The following is a 15,249-nucleotide window of genomic DNA, read 5'->3' on the forward strand; positions in this document are numbered from 1 at the left end:
ACTTTTCAAGGTATTTAGGTAGTTGAACACGGGCTAAATCCCTAGTGAAAAAGATAGATTTCCTGGTGTGCATTGCACACTGCGTCAATCTCCTATTTTCATACGGGATTCTTTACGCCCTTTGTATCCTGATTTTTGTAGGCAAGGCGTATAATTTCAGCAATCCAAAGGGGATTAAAATGACAAAACAAGTGTTTCAAACGACTTTTGCGGGTCGTGAGTTGATCGTAGAGACTGGCCAGGTTGCTAAGCAAGCAAATGGCGCAGTTGTCGTGCGTTACGGTGAGTCAACTGTCTTGACTGCAGCCGTCATGTCTAAGAAAATGGCAACTGGGGATTTCTTCCCACTTCAAGTCAACTACGAAGAAAAAATGTATGCGGCTGGGAAGTTTCCTGGTGGATTTATGAAACGTGAAGGACGTCCTTCAACAGATGCGACCTTGACAGCGCGTTTGATTGACCGTCCAATCCGTCCTATGTTTGCGGAAGGTTTCCGTAACGAAGTGCAAGTGATCAACACCGTCCTTTCTTATGATGAAAATGCCTCTGCTCCAATGGCGGCTATGTTTGGATCATCATTGGCATTGTCTATCTCAGATATTCCATTTGACGGACCAATTGCTGGGGTACAAGTGGGTTATGTGGATGGTCAAATCATCATTAACCCTACTCAAGAACAAGCTGAGCAATCGCTTCTTGAATTGACAGTAGCTGGTACCAAATACGCTATCAACATGGTAGAGTCTGGTGCCAAAGAATTGTCAGAAGAGATCATGTTGGAAGCCCTTCTGAAAGGGCACGAAGCTGTTAAAGAATTGATTGCCTTCCAAGAAGAAATCGTTGCAGCAGTTGGTAAGGAAAAAGCAGAAGTGGAATTGCTTCACGTAGATGCTGAATTACAGGCTGAAATCATCGCAGCTTACAACAGTGATCTCCAAAAAGCGGTCCAAGTAGAAGAAAAATTGGCGCGTGAAGCTGCAACTCAAGCAGTTAAGGACCAAGTGACTGCTGTTTACGAAGAAAAATATGCAGACCACGAAGAATTTGATCGTATCATGCGTGATGTGGCTGAAATCTTGGAACAAATGGAACACGCTGAAGTGCGCCGTTTGATCACAGAAGACAAGGTGCGTCCTGACGGTCGTAAGGTTGATGAAATCCGTCCATTGGATGCACAAGTGGACTACCTTCCTCGCGTACACGGTTCCGGTCTCTTCACGCGAGGACAAACTCAGGCTCTTTCTATCTTGACCTTGGCACCAATGGGTGAAACGCAAATCATTGATGGTTTGGACCCAGAGTACAAGAAACGCTTTATGCACCACTATAACTTCCCTCAATACTCTGTAGGGGAAACAGGTCGTTATGGTGCACCAGGTCGTCGTGAAATTGGTCACGGTGCTCTCGGTGAGCGTGCTCTTGCTCAAGTCTTGCCAAGTTTGGAAGAATTCCCGTATGCGATCCGCTTGGTAGCTGAGGTTTTGGAATCAAATGGTTCTTCATCTCAAGCTTCCATCTGTGCGGGAACGCTTGCCCTTATGGCTGGGGGTGTGCCAATCAAGGCGCCAGTAGCTGGTATTGCCATGGGACTTATCTCAGATGGAAATAACTATACAGTATTGACAGATATCCAAGGATTGGAAGACCACTTCGGTGATATGGACTTTAAGGTTGCAGGAACTCGTGACGGGATTACAGCCCTTCAAATGGATATCAAGATCCAAGGAATTACTGCAGAAATCTTGACTGAGGCCCTTACCCAAGCCAAGAAAGCGCGTTTTGAAATCCTTGATGTGATTGAAGCAACTATTCCAGAAGTTCGTCCAGAATTGGCTCCAACTGCACCGAAAATTGATACTATCAAGATTGATGTGGACAAAATTAAGATTGTCATCGGTAAGGGTGGAGAAACCATCGACAAGATTATCGCTGAGACAGGCGTTAAGATTGATATCGACGAAGAAGGTAATGTTTCTATTTACTCTAGCGACCAAGATGCTATTAACCGTACCAAAGAAATCATTGCTGGTCTAGTTCGTGAAGCCAAAGTAGATGAAGTTTACCATGCTAAGGTTGTTCGTATCGAGAAATTTGGTGCCTTTGTCAACCTCTTTGATAAGACAGATGCACTTGTGCACATTTCTGAAATGGCTTGGACTCGTACTAACCGTGTCGAGGACTTGGTAGCTATCGGTGATGAAGTCGATGTTAAGGTTATCAAGATTGATGAAAAAGGCCGTATCGATGCCTCTATGAAAGTTCTTCTTCCTCGTCCGCCAAAACCTGAGCATGATGAAAAAAGTGAAAAGTCTGAGCGACCTCACCGTCCACGTCATCACAAGGACCACAAACCTAAGAAAGAAGTTACAGAAACACCAAAAGATTCAGAATAAGAAAAGGAGAAATGTATGGGATGGTGGCGCGAAACCATTGATATTGTAAAAGAAAATGATCCAGCGGCACGCAACAGTTTAGAAGTTTTGCTGACTTATCCAGGTGTCAAGGCCTTAGCTGCCCACCGTCTCTCGCATTTTTTATGGAATCATGGCTTCAAACTCCTGGCTCGTATGCACAGTCAGTTTTGGCGCTTTTGGACTCAAATCGAGATTCATCCGGGTGCCCAGATTGACTCAGGTGTTTTTATTGACCATGGTTCAGGCCTGGTGATTGGAGAGACGGCGATTGTTGAAAAAGGCGTTCTTCTCTATCACGGAGTAACCCTTGGTGGAACAGGGAAGGATGTTGGCAAACGCCATCCGACTGTGCGTAAAGGAGCTCTCATATCAGCCCATGCCCAAGTCATTGGACCGGTAGAAATCGGTGAAAATGCCAAAGTCGGTGCTGCCGCAGTAGTCGTGGCAGACGTACCTAGTGATGTAACGGTTGTCGGAATCCCGGCTAAGATCGTCCGAGTTCATGGACAGAAAGATGAGCCTATCATCCACGAAGTTGAAGAAAAACGTGAGTATTACGTCAATAAACTCGAGCAGGCTAGAGAAGCCAGTCACAGATCGTCTGGTTTGTAGAGGATAGCTATATGATTCAAGCAAGAAATAAGTTAAGCAAAGAGGAGTTATCTGAGGCGAAAAAACTAATTGACTGTTGCCAAGCCTATGATGGAACTTATCGTGCTCCCTATCTTTCTAACATGCTTAATTTTGACCCCAACATGCCCGCCTTTTTCCTTTATTATGAAAAAGGCGAACTTGTTGGTCTATTAACTGTCTATGCTGATGACCAAGATGTGGAAGTGACGATACTGGTTCATCCAAATCATCGCCGTCAGGGAATTGCGCGTGCTTTGTTTACGAGTTTTGAGAAAGAAACGGCTTCTTTTCCTATTCGTTCAGTTACTTTTCAGACAGAACGTATTTTTCTAGAGCGTCATCCTGATTTTGTCAGCAACTGGGGATTGGTCGAGGATGAAAATACAGAAATCTGGTTAGGTAAGGATAGAAGACCTTATCCGTTAGCAAAACTTTCCAATCTTGAAGTTTTGTTAGCAGATAGTTCATATCAGGAGCAAATTAGCCAGTTACAATTTCAGGCATTTTCAGAGGAGCATGAATCGAGAGAAGTTGCGGATAGATATGTTGCTGAAGCTCTAAAAGATCCAGAAAGTCGCCTATATATTTTATTAAAAAACGGTCAGGTTATTGGAACTTGCACGGTAGATTTATCGACTAATACGAATTACCTCTATGGTTTGGCAATATCGGAACCTGAACGTGGAAAAGGCTATGGAAGCTATTTAGCAAAATCCCTTGTCAACCAACTAATTGAGCAAAATGATAAGGGATTTCAGATTGCAGTGGAAGATAGCAACGTAGGTGCCAAGCGCTTGTATGAAAAAATCGGCTTTGTCAAACAGACACAGGTAGTTTATCTGAATGAGAAAGAGTAGAAAAATGCTATTAGAAGAATTCGAAAATGTACCTGCGGTTATCGAACCAACTGATCGAAGTATTCGTGATGGTGGAGAAGTCTGTGACACGATTATTTTATCTTTTAATGGAGAAATCGTTGAACGAGTAAAGCAGTTTGAAGATGTTTATGAAGGTGGCTATCTAACCAATCTAAATGGCAGACTTCCATGGTATATCTATGAAAAAGATGGGAGTAAGGTAGCAGTTGCTATAGCTACGATTGGAGCCCCGATGGTTGTTGGACTCTTAGAAGAACTCAAAGCAAGAGGATTTAAGAACTTTATTGTGTTGGGTTCTTGCGGAGTTCTAGATCAGTCTATTCAGGCAGATAAGATTATCCTACCAAGTTCAGCTCTACGTGATGAAGGTACAAGTTACCATTACGCTCCTCCAAGTGATGAGATAGCTTATGACGAAACTTTGCTCTTAACCATGGAAGAAGCTTTGAACAAATCTGGCATTGAGCACATTCGAACAAAGGCTTGGACGACTGATGCTTTCTATCGTGAAACAGCCGATAAGGTCAAACGTAGATTAGCAGCAGGTGCGACTGTTGTGGATATGGAAGCTTCTGCAATCATTGCTTGGACGCAATTTCGACAAGCAAAAGTCTATCAATTTTTTTATACGGCTGATTATGTTGACCATCACAATCATGAGTGGGATGCAAGACATGAAGAAAGAAAAGCAGATGCTATGACTTTCTTTGAGATAGCATTAGTAATTGCTAGAGAGTTGGATTGAAACTACTTTTTACGATAAACAAGAAACAGAAAGGAGACAGTGAATGATTAAAATCTATGACACCATGTCTCGTGATTTGCGAGAATTTGTCCCTATCGAGGACGGCAAGGTTAAGATGTATGTCTGTGGGCCAACCGTCTATAACTATATCCATGTGGGGAATGCCCGTTCAACAGTGGCTTTTGATACCATTCGTCGTTACTTTGAATACCGCGGTTACGAAGTTGCCTATATTTCCAACTTTACGGATGTGGATGATAAGATTATTAACCGTGCCAAGGAAGAAGGCATCACGCCTCAGGAGGTTGCGGATAAGTACATCGCTGCCTTTCGTGAGGATGTGACAGCCTTGGGCGTAAAACCTGCGACTCGCCATCCACGTGTAGTAGAGTTTATGGAGGACATCATCCGTTTTGTGGAAGACTTGATCGAGAAAGGCTTTGCCTATGAGAGTCAAGGGGACGTTTACTTCCGTGTGGAAAAATCCCACAACTATGCTAAATTGGCCAATAAAACCTTGGAAGATTTGGAGCTGGGTGCTTCAGGTCGTACCGATGAAGAAACGGCTCGCAAGGAAAATCCTGTAGACTTTGCCCTTTGGAAAGCTGCAAAACCAGGCGAGATTTCTTGGGATAGTCCTTGGGGGCCTGGTCGTCCGGGCTGGCATATCGAGTGTTCGGTCATGTCGACAGAGATTTTGGGAGATACCATTGATATTCACGGTGGTGGAGCCGATCTGGAGTTTCCGCATCATACCAATGAAATTGCCCAGTCAGAAGCTAAAACAGGCAAGACTTTTGCCAACTACTGGATGCACAATGGTTTTGTCAATATTGACAATGTCAAGATGTCTAAATCCTTGGGGAATTTCATCACAGTCCATGATGCCCTCAAAACCATTGATGGGCAAGTGCTTCGTTTCTTCTTTGCCACTCAGCATTACCGCAAGCCAATCAACTTTACGGAAAAAGCAGTGCGAGACGCTGAGACCAATCTCAAGTATTTGAAGAACACTTATGAGCAACCATTTACAGGAAAAGTGGATGTCAAAGAGTTACAAGCCTTTAAAGATAAGTTTGTAGCTGTTATGGATGAGGATTTCAACTCTGCCAACGGTATCACAGTAGTCTTTGAAATGGCCAAATGGATCAATTCTGGCAACTATGATGCAAGTGTTAAGGAAGCTCTTGCGGATATGTTAGAAGTCTTCGGAATTGTCTTTGTCGAGGAAGTTTTGGATGCAGATATCGAGGCCTTGATCCAAAAACGCCAAGAAGCGCGTGCCAATCGTGGCTTTGCGACAGCAGACAAAATCCGTGACCAATTGGCGGCTCAAGGAATTAAGCTCCTTGACACCAAGGATGGAGTGAGGTGGACACGTGATTGATGTCAATCTCATTAACGGGATTGCGTTAGCTTTTGAGGGGGATGCGGTGTATTCTATGTATATTCGCCGCCACCTCATCCTCAAAGGTATGACCAAACCCAATAAACTTCACCAAGAGGCGACCAAGTATGTCTCAGCCAAGGCTCAGGCTCGCTTGATTTCTCTCATGCTAGAGGACCATATTCTCACTGAAAAAGAAGAAGAAATCTATAAACGTGGTCGCAATACCAATAGCCACACAAAGGCTAAAAATGCTGATGTGGTGACTTACCGCATGTCTACTGGCTTTGAAGCGGTCATGGGCTATCTCCATCTGACTGAAAATGTGGAGCGTCTAGAGACCTTAATTTCTTGGTGCATCCAAAAAGTGGAGGGCTAGGGCATGATTGCAAAAGAACTACAAGACTGGTTTCCTGAGGCTCAGATTTTAGATCAACCAGTAGAGAAACCAGGCTATCTCACTCTCCCTTTGTCTTCTCAGCAGTGGATTTTGCTGGAGGAAGCTGGGCTCAGCGAGCGTGAAAAGCAGCTGGTTGCCCTTTTGACCCAGCAGGATCAGGCTCATTCGCTCAATCCTTGGTATCCCTATCTGATTGAGGGGAAGGGGCAGGCGCCTCAAACTTTTAAAAAGATTCAGCTGGTTTATTGCCATCTGTCTTATTACCAACAGGAAAATCTAGCCTCTTGGCTGGATATGATGCAAACTCTCTTTCCCAACTGCCAGACAGTGTTACAAGTCGGTGCTCAGGACTATGTTTTTGTGCTTCAACAAGATAAGTACACTTCTGTAAGAGCTATTTTAAGTGATACGATTGAAGCAGTGGAGTACGATTTTGGACTTCGTCTCTCTATCATGTTAGGCCAGGTGTGGTCTCAGACAGGACATCAAGCCCTATCAGACTTAATCAAAGCAGAGCGAGATTTGTTTAAGACTTGGTGGCGCCAAGGTCATCAAGGTGTTCACACCTTTTCACAGCTCTATCTATGGAGTATGGGGGAAAGACTTGTGGAACTGAGAGTCATTAAAGAATGCCTGCATCAGATGATTTTGGATCAGGATCAGATTCAGGAAATTATCCTTTCTCTCTGGGAAAACAGTGCGGTCTTAACTAAAACAGCCCAGCAACTCTATCTGCACCGCAATTCTCTCCAATACAAGATTGATAGATGGGAAGAATTGACAGGGCTACAGTTGAAGGAATTGACCGACTTGACCTTGTGTTATCAGTTGATTTTACCAGATATTCTCTAAAGTTTTGTGCAAGTTGCACAGAACTTTTTTATTTTTTTGGTCACCTTGCCATAGAAAAGTAAAGCGTTTTCATCTATAATAAAACTATCAAAAGACAAAAGGAGTTCACCTCGATGGTAGAATTAAATCTTAAAAACATTTACAAAAAATATCCAAACAGCGAACACTACTCAGTTGAAGACTTCAACTTGGACATCAAAGACAAAGAATTTATCGTTTTCGTAGGTCCTTCAGGATGTGGTAAATCAACAACTCTTCGTATGATTGCTGGTCTTGAAGACATTACAGAAGGTACTGCATCTATCGATGGCGTGGTTGTCAACGACGTAGCTCCAAAAGACCGTGACATCGCCATGGTATTCCAAAACTACGCTCTTTACCCACACATGACTGTATATGACAACATGGCTTTCGGTTTGAAATTGCGTAAATACAGCAAGGAAGATATCGACAAACGTGTACAAGAAGCAGCAGCAATCCTTGGTTTGAAAGAATTCTTGGATCGTAAACCTGCTGACCTCTCAGGTGGTCAACGTCAACGTGTTGCCATGGGTCGTGCCATCGTCCGTGATGCAAAAGTGTTCTTGATGGACGAACCTTTGTCAAACTTGGATGCCAAACTTCGTGTATCGATGCGTGCTGAAATTGCGAAGATTCACCGTCGTATCGGAGCTACAACTATCTACGTAACCCACGACCAAACAGAAGCGATGACTCTTGCAGACCGTATCGTTATCATGTCAGCAACTAAGAACCCTGCTGGTACAGGTACTATCGGACGTGTTGAACAAATCGGAACTCCTCAAGAAGTTTACAAAAACCCAGTTAATAAATTTGTAGCAGGATTTATCGGAAGCCCAGCTATGAACTTCATCAATGTGAAATTAGAAGGCAATGAAATTGTTTCAGACGGTTTCCGCTTGAAAGTTCCAGAAGGTGCTTTGAAAGTTCTTCGTGAAAAAGGCTACGAAGGAAAAGAATTGATCTTCGGTATCCGTCCAGAAGACGTGAATGCAGAACCTGCTTTCCTTGAAACATTCCCAGAATCAGTTGTCAAAGCTACTATCTCAGTATCAGAATTGCTTGGTTCAGAATCTCACCTTTACTGCCAAGTTGGTAAAGACGAATTTGTTGCCAAAGTAGATGCTCGTGACTACTTGCAAACAGGTGCGACAGTTGAACTTGGATTTGACTTGAACAAAGCACACTTCTTCGACGTAGAAACTGAAAAAACAGTTTACTAAGCAAATGAAATGTCAAAACACTGCTAGAGAAATCTGGCAGTGTTTTTGCTGGTTAAAAAGAAGCAGGACGAGTCTCGCCTTGCTTCTATTATGTTATTCTTCCTTTTTCTTGAGAGAAAGTCCGAGCCCTGCTAGAATGACACCTAGGAAGGTTAGGATAGACGTTTTCTCACCTGTATTTGGTAGGGTAGTAGCTACTGGATTATGAGCGCTTGGTAAAATAATAGTTTGACCACCGTTTGAAAGAGTGATTGCATCGCCTTGATTTTGTTCCTGCGTATCTTGGACTTCGTGGTGATTTGTTTCTGCAGGTTCAGTCTTAGGCTCTACATAGAGAAGGCGGTATTCGCCGAACCCTTCTTGGTCGGAGCTAGCTAGATATTGAATGTCACCATCTGTGCCAACCAAGTCTTTGGCCTTATCAGCTGTCAAGAAGCGAACATCCAACCCTTTTATGCTATTTGTGAAGTGCCAGTTTTTATCTGCACTTGGGTTGATATTTTTTACATCGAGGATATAGTTGATGATAACCTGGCGATTTTCAAGTCCGAGGAGACGATTGAGGCTAGCATCACGAACGCCAGGGAATTTACCATTTGCGCGATAATTGTTGGTTACCACGATGAATTCCTGATCTGGACGGACATCGTTTCCTTGGTATTTTAGATTGCGGACACGACTAGCATCTGGGTGGATCAACTTACCTTCGCGATCGTATTTATTTGGTTGGGTGACATCGTACTCATAGGTCACTCCGTCAATCACATCAAAGTTATAAGTGCGGTAGCTTGGATTGATGAGCTGTTGCGCTTCTTTTTTAGTTGGATCAATGGTGTTGAACTGACCAGCAGACATTTCCAACCATTCTTTGAGTTGAGCTCCAGTGACTTTTAGGATGGCCGTGACATTGTCGTAGAGGTAGAGATCGGCTACGTTTTTGATGGCGATTGGGCCAGCTGGAATATCTGTATAGGCTGTAGCATCTCCACGAGTACCCGCCTTAAACGGTGCAGCAGCTGAGAGAATAGGAAGATCTCCTTCAGGAGTTCCTGCCAGTTCTTTCTTAGCATACCAGATTTGTGCGTTATTGACGATTTGGACAGATGGATCATCCTTGACAAGGGCAAAATAACTCGTGATTGGTGCAGTCGTTGTTCCGACTTGTTGACGAACGTATTGGATGGTTCCTTCGTGGGCTGTTTTGGCAATTTCTTTGATTCGTTCATCAGCGTCTTTGGACTTAGTGTGAATCTTGCGAATAGAGCCTTTGCTGTTGGCAACAGTCCATTTTCCATTTTTGTAGATAAGGTTGAGGTCGATAATGCCGAGGTGGTCACCATATTTTCCAGCCATGGTTACAGGAGTACCGTTGATTTTGCCATTTACGCCATCAACACCAGCATATTTTTCATAAAAGCCAGTGCCATTTCCACTTGGAAATTCAGCGTGAGAATGCCCTGTTACGACTGCATCCACACCAGGTAGGCTTGCAATTTGATAGCCTTCGTTTTCTTCCCCTTTTTCGTACTTATCATCTCCGATGCCTGAGTGAGAGAGTACAAGAGTAATGTCTGCACCTGCTTTGCGCATTTCAGGGATAATCTTTTGAATAGCTTCTACAGAGTCATTGACCTGAATCTTTCCTTCAAGGTTGGCCTTATCCCGGCTGAGAATTTGAGGGGGAACGATTCCAGTCACCCCAATTTTGACGGTCGTTTTGCGACCAGTTTTATCAACAAAGGTTTTGCTGATGATTTTATAGGGGTCATAGACATAAGCGCCCGTTTTAGGATCTACAACATTGGCGTTGACAATTGGCATTCCAGCTGTATCAATGACACGTTTGAGGTAGTCTAAACCATAGTTAAACTCATGGTTTCCAAGTGTTCCAGCTTCAAAACCAAGCTTTTGAAGGGCTGCATACATAGGGTGTTGCTCCCCTTCTTTGACCGGGTTAACGATGGCTTTGTAGGTTCCAAGTGGCGTTCCTTGGATCGTATCTCCATTATCTACAAGAAGTGTATTGCTATTTTCTTTTTTAGCTTCTTCGATGAGAACAGCTGTCTTTGCTAGTCCAACATTTTCAGCAGGTTTGTCTTGGTAATAATCATAGTTAACTAGATTGGTGTGGAGGTCAGTTGTTGCAAGGATGCGGACATCGACTTCCTGTCCTTCTGTTGGTTGAAGGGCTTTGTCGTCTGCAAGGCTTCCTTCTTTAGAAGGGGTTGTTTCAGTGCTTGCTACTGGAGTAGCATTTTCATCTTGCTTAGCAGGGGCGTCCGTTTTTTCAGATGCCGTTTCCTTTTCATTTCCAGTAGCTGCAACAGATTTCTCTGATTGATTTGCTACTGGTGTAGGTGTTGTGCTAGTATCTAGATTTGTAGCTTTTTCATCTGCTTGTGCAGTAGAAGCTGCAAATATAGCTGCAGTCAGACCTAAAAGGGCTGCTTGTTTACGAAATGATGACATAAAAATCTCCTCAAAAATAGTTTCACTCTATTATACAGGATGGAAGCCAATCAATCAAGTTAAATACGAATGTTTTTTATAAAATTTGTTTAAAATGATAAGAAATAGCTAGTTTGTTTATAAAATCCACTCATTAATTATAAAAGTAAATAGAAATAATAAAACAGTTTAAAGTTTATTGTTCTTTTTGAGATCCTTGTAAGGAATGGAGTAAATTATAGAACTGCAGAGCTTTTCTAGTTTTCATATCCTTAAAAAAGTGATAAAATGGTAGGAAGAATTGGAGAGTATAGATGCCGAAAGAAGTGAATTTGACGGGCGATCAGGTAGTCGCTTTAACGAAAGAATATTTAACAAAGGAAGATGTTGCTTTTGTACAAAAAGCATTGATTTACGCAGTTGATTGTCATAGTGGGCAGTTTCGGAAATCAGGTGAGCCCTATATTATCCATCCCATTCAGGTAGCAGGCATTCTGGCTAAACTCAAGCTGGATGCCGTAACCGTTGCCTGTGGTTTTTTGCATGACGTGGTTGAGGATACAGATGCGACACTGGATGATCTGGAGCGGGAGTTCGGTCATGATGTTCGGATTATCGTTGATGGGGTGACCAAGCTTGGTAAGGTTGAGTACAAATCACTCGAGGAACAATTGGCAGAAAATCACCGCAAGATGCTTATGGCCATGTCAGAGGATATCCGTGTTATCTTGGTTAAATTATCGGACCGTTTGCACAATATGCGGACTCTCAAACACCTGCGAAAGGACAAGCAAGAACGGATTTCCAGAGAAACCATGGAAATTTACGCACCACTTGCTCATCGTCTAGGGATTTCCAGTGTCAAGTGGGAGTTGGAAGATCTATCTTTCCGTTACCTCAATCCAACTGAGTTTTACAAAATCACTCACATGATGAAGGAAAAACGCAGAGAACGTGAGGCTTTGGTCGATGAAGTCGTAACCAAGTTGGAAGAGTATGCTACCGAACGCAATCTCAAAGGAAAAATCTATGGTCGTCCTAAGCATATCTATTCGATTTACCGCAAGATGCAGGATAAGAAGAAACGCTTTGAGGAAATTTATGACCTGATTGCCATTCGCTGTATCTTAGATACCCAGAGTGATGTCTATGCTATGCTAGGTTATGTGCATGAGCTTTGGAAACCAATGCCAGGCCGCTTCAAAGACTATATCGCCAATCGCAAGGCTAACGGTTACCAGTCTATTCATACGACTGTTTATGGGCCAAAAGGACCGATTGAATTTCAGATTCGTACTAAAGAAATGCACGAGGTGGCTGAGTACGGGGTTGCGGCTCACTGGGCTTATAAGAAAGGCATTAAAGGGCAGGTCAACAGCAAGGAATCTGCTATTGGGATGAACTGGATCAAGGAGATGATGGAGCTCCAAGACCAGGCTGATGATGCCAAGGAATTTGTGGACTCTGTTAAAGAAAACTATCTGGCGGAGGAGATTTACGTCTTTACTCCAGATGGTGCGGTTCGCTCCCTTCCAAAAGATTCAGGACCGATTGACTTTGCCTATGAAATCCATACCAAAGTCGGTGAAAAAGCGACTGGTGCCAAGGTCAATGGCCGTATGGTTCCGCTGACAACCAAGCTCAAGACAGGGGATCAGGTTGAAATTATCACCAATCCCAACTCCTTTGGTCCGAGTCGTGATTGGCTCAACATGGTCAAGACCAGTAAGGCGCGCAACAAGATTCGTCAGTTCTTTAAAAATCAAGACAAGGAATTATCCGTTAACAAGGGCCGTGAAATGTTGATGGCCCAATTCCAAGAAAACGGCTATGTAGCCAATAAATTCATGGACAAGCGTCACATGGACGAGGTTCTTCAAAAGACCAGCTACAAGACAGAGGAAGCCCTCTATGCAGCCATTGGTTTTGGAGAAATTGGCGCTATTACCGTCTTTAACCGTTTGACAGAAAAGGAACGTCGTGAGGAAGAGCGTGCCAAGGCCAAAGCGGAGGCAGAAGAGCTTGTCAAAGGTGGCGAAGTTAAGGTCGAGAACAAAGAAACTCTCAAGGTCAAGCATGAGGGTGGTGTGGTCATTGAAGGTGCTTCAGGTCTCCTAGTTCGGATTGCTAAGTGTTGCAATCCAGTTCCGGGTGACGACATTGTCGGCTACATTACTAAGGGACGCGGTGTAGCTATTCACCGTGTGGACTGTATGAACCTGCGCGCCCAAGAAAACTATGAGCAACGTCTCCTTGATGTGGAATGGGAAGATCAATTCTCAAGCAAGGAATACACTGCTCACATCGATATCTACGGCCTCAACCGTACAGGGCTTTTGAACGATGTTTTACAAGTTCTCTCCAACACAACTAAGAATATCTCAACCGTTAATGCTCAACCAACCAAGGATATGAAATTTGCTAATATCCATGTCTCATTTGGTATTTCCAACCTCTCTACACTGACCACAGTCGTGGACAAGATTAAGAGTGTGCCAGAGGTCTACTCTGTCAAACGGACCAACGGCTAATTCTCCCTTCAGTTACTAGAAAGGCTATTATGAAAATCATTATCCAACGGGTTAAAAAAGCTCAAGTCAGTATCGAAGGTCAGGTTCATGGAAAAATTAATCAGGGACTCTTATTACTGGTCGGTGTTGGGCCAGAGGACCAAGAGGAAGATCTGGACTATGCTGTGAGAAAGCTTGTCAACATGCGGATTTTTTCTGATGCAGAAGGCAAGATGAATCTGTCTGTCAAGGATATCAAGGGGGAAATCCTTTCTATTTCCCAGTTTACCCTCTTTGCGGATACCAAGAAAGGCAATCGTCCAGCTTTTACAGGTGCAGCCAAGCCGGATATGGCATCAGAATTCTATGATGCTCTCAATCAAATGCTAGCGCAAGAAGTGCCCGTTCAGACAGGCATCTTTGGAGCGGATATGCAGGTGGAGCTGGTAAATGATGGACCAGTCACCATCATTCTTGATACTAAAAATAGATAAGAAAACCAAGCCCAGTTGGCTTGGTTTTTGTTTATAGACACTCCCAGAAGGCGATGTGTTTGTTGTAAAAGTCGGGATAGTTTTCTCTTAGGTGGCTAGCCGTTATATAATATAAAGTAGAATGACAGGAAGTAAAGACTGGAGTAAGAGAGTAGAAATATTGAGGGCCAGTGATGGATAAAAAGACAAATAATAGAAAATCGCTGATGAGCACTCCTAAATAGTAGAAACGAATCTTTTTATTGATTTGAGAATAAATCTCAGAGAACTGTTTTTTGAGTTGGAAGACCAAGCGAGACAGCAGTAGTCCTTGAGCAAGGATGAAAATGAAGCAAAAAATCAGGCCTCTCTCCAAAGAAAGTTCGTATCGGGGTCTGAAAGTTACCAACAGTAGCAAATCGCTGACTACAATGGCTGCAAAATGGATTCTAAAGAGCTTTTTCATAGGAAGACCTCCCTCTTTTATCTAGCTTCATTCTACACTAAATAAATAGGACTTACAAGCCAAATGACAAAAAATCCCTGAAAGGAACTTCTTTCAGGAATAAGGGCTTAGTTGATTTTTTCGACATAGAGTTGTTTGGCGATATCGATGCTAACTTGGAAGTCTTCACCTTTGTTGACCAGTGTAAAGGTATTGGAAAAATTATCAAACTGCTTGACTTTGACTTGGTCACCGATATGGATTTCATGCTTTTCTAGATATTTGAGTAGTTCAAAACTATCATGAACGCGAGTCAGGAGATAGGTTCCAGCTTCTTGGACGTCTGCCAGTGGTAAGTTGTTGATTTCAACCAATAGCTCCCCCTTGGCTGGGATGGTTCCTCCGTGGGGGCAGGTTTTAGGGAAGCCAAGCAGTTTATCCAGTCTCTCTACGAAGTGGTCAGATACAGTGTGCTCTAGGACCTCAGCTTCCTCGTGGATCTGGTCACTGGTATAGTCGAGATGGTGAACTAGAAAGACTTCAATCAATCGGTGTTTGCGATAGAGCTCGGAGACTAGTTTGAGCCCAATATCTGTCAATAGATAGCCATTCTCCTTGTCCTTGAGGATGAGATTTTCACTTTTCATGCGTTTGATCATCTCTGTTACAGCAGGTGGAGAGACCTGCATACGGGCAGCAATTTCCTTATTGGTGATTTTTTGCATTTCCGTACCGATTTCATAAATACATTTTAGGTAGTCTTCTTTATTTGGCGTCATTCGTTTCCTCTTGTCTTTTCTCTCCATCTAGTATATCAAAA

General features: G+C 43.2%; 13 protein-coding genes. 10 read left to right on the forward strand and 3 right to left on the reverse strand.

Annotated features, from left to right (window positions below; genetic code table 11):
- Positions 1-179 precede the first annotated feature (179 nt).
- The 8 genes from pnp (at position 180) to NML69_RS01245 (ending at position 8,553) form a co-directional block, all read left to right on the forward strand.
- A complete protein-coding gene (gene pnp, locus NML69_RS01210; RefSeq protein WP_254725062.1) occupies positions 180-2,393 on the forward strand; it encodes a polyribonucleotide nucleotidyltransferase in 2,214 nt (737 codons plus the stop codon).
- 15 nt (positions 2,394-2,408) lie between these two features.
- Entirely contained in the window at positions 2,409-3,026 is a 618-nt protein-coding gene (gene cysE / locus NML69_RS01215; RefSeq protein WP_254725063.1) for a serine O-acetyltransferase, read from the forward strand.
- A gap of 11 nt (positions 3,027-3,037) precedes the next feature.
- Positions 3,038-3,904, forward strand: a complete 867-nt coding sequence (locus tag NML69_RS01220) for a GNAT family N-acetyltransferase (protein ID WP_254725064.1) — start codon at positions 3,038-3,040, stop codon at positions 3,902-3,904.
- Between the two features lie 4 nt (positions 3,905-3,908).
- A complete protein-coding gene (locus NML69_RS01225) occupies positions 3,909-4,670 on the forward strand; it encodes a nucleoside phosphorylase (protein ID WP_254725065.1) in 762 nt (253 codons plus the stop codon).
- Positions 4,671-4,713: 43 nt separating this feature from the next.
- Complete coding sequence (gene cysS / locus NML69_RS01230; RefSeq protein ID WP_254725066.1) at positions 4,714-6,057, forward strand: cysteine--tRNA ligase; 1,344 nt, start codon at positions 4,714-4,716, stop codon at positions 6,055-6,057.
- Complete coding sequence (locus NML69_RS01235) at positions 6,050-6,436, forward strand: Mini-ribonuclease 3 (protein ID WP_254725067.1); 387 nt, start codon at positions 6,050-6,052, stop codon at positions 6,434-6,436. Before cysS ends, NML69_RS01235 begins: the two co-directional genes overlap by 8 nt.
- 3 nt (positions 6,437-6,439) lie before the next feature.
- Positions 6,440-7,309, forward strand: coding sequence for a helix-turn-helix domain-containing protein (locus NML69_RS01240; protein WP_254725068.1), 870 nt, complete (start codon positions 6,440-6,442; stop codon positions 7,307-7,309).
- A 113-nt stretch (positions 7,310-7,422) separates the two neighbouring features.
- On the forward strand, positions 7,423-8,553 hold the full coding sequence (locus NML69_RS01245; protein ID WP_000229937.1) for an ABC transporter ATP-binding protein: 1,131 nt from the start codon (positions 7,423-7,425) through the stop codon (positions 8,551-8,553).
- A 93-nt stretch (positions 8,554-8,646) separates the two neighbouring features.
- On the opposite strand, the gene NML69_RS01250 is transcribed toward NML69_RS01245, so the two are convergent.
- Complete coding sequence (locus NML69_RS01250; protein ID WP_254725069.1) at positions 8,647-11,022, reverse strand: bifunctional 2',3'-cyclic-nucleotide 2'-phosphodiesterase/3'-nucleotidase; 2,376 nt, start codon at positions 11,020-11,022, stop codon at positions 8,647-8,649.
- A 293-nt stretch (positions 11,023-11,315) separates the two neighbouring features.
- On the opposite strand from NML69_RS01250, the gene NML69_RS01255 reads away from it, so the two are divergent.
- Both NML69_RS01255 and dtd read left to right on the forward strand, forming a co-directional pair.
- A complete protein-coding gene (locus NML69_RS01255; RefSeq protein ID WP_001123776.1) occupies positions 11,316-13,532 on the forward strand; it encodes a bifunctional (p)ppGpp synthetase/guanosine-3',5'-bis(diphosphate) 3'-pyrophosphohydrolase in 2,217 nt (738 codons plus the stop codon).
- 29 nt (positions 13,533-13,561) lie between these two features.
- Positions 13,562-14,005: a D-aminoacyl-tRNA deacylase gene (gene dtd / locus NML69_RS01260; protein ID WP_254725070.1), complete on the forward strand. Its 444-nt coding sequence runs from the start codon at positions 13,562-13,564 to the stop codon at positions 14,003-14,005.
- Positions 14,006-14,036: 31 nt separating this feature from the next.
- Here the strand turns inward: dtd and NML69_RS01265 are convergent, their stop codons facing one another.
- Together NML69_RS01265 and NML69_RS01270 are read right to left on the reverse strand one after the other, a co-directional pair.
- Complete coding sequence (locus tag NML69_RS01265; RefSeq protein WP_254725071.1) at positions 14,037-14,450, reverse strand: hypothetical protein; 414 nt, start codon at positions 14,448-14,450, stop codon at positions 14,037-14,039.
- A gap of 107 nt (positions 14,451-14,557) precedes the next feature.
- The gene (locus NML69_RS01270) at positions 14,558-15,208 is read right to left on the reverse strand and encodes a metal-dependent transcriptional regulator (protein ID WP_254725072.1); all 651 of its coding nucleotides are present in this window, start codon (positions 15,206-15,208) and stop codon (positions 14,558-14,560) included.
- Positions 15,209-15,249: the final 41 nt, after the last annotated feature.

The sequence above is a fragment of the Streptococcus sp. CF8-6 genome (genome assembly GCF_024295845.1).
GTDB classification, from domain to species: Bacteria; Bacillota; Bacilli; order Lactobacillales; family Streptococcaceae; genus Streptococcus; species Streptococcus oralis_BO.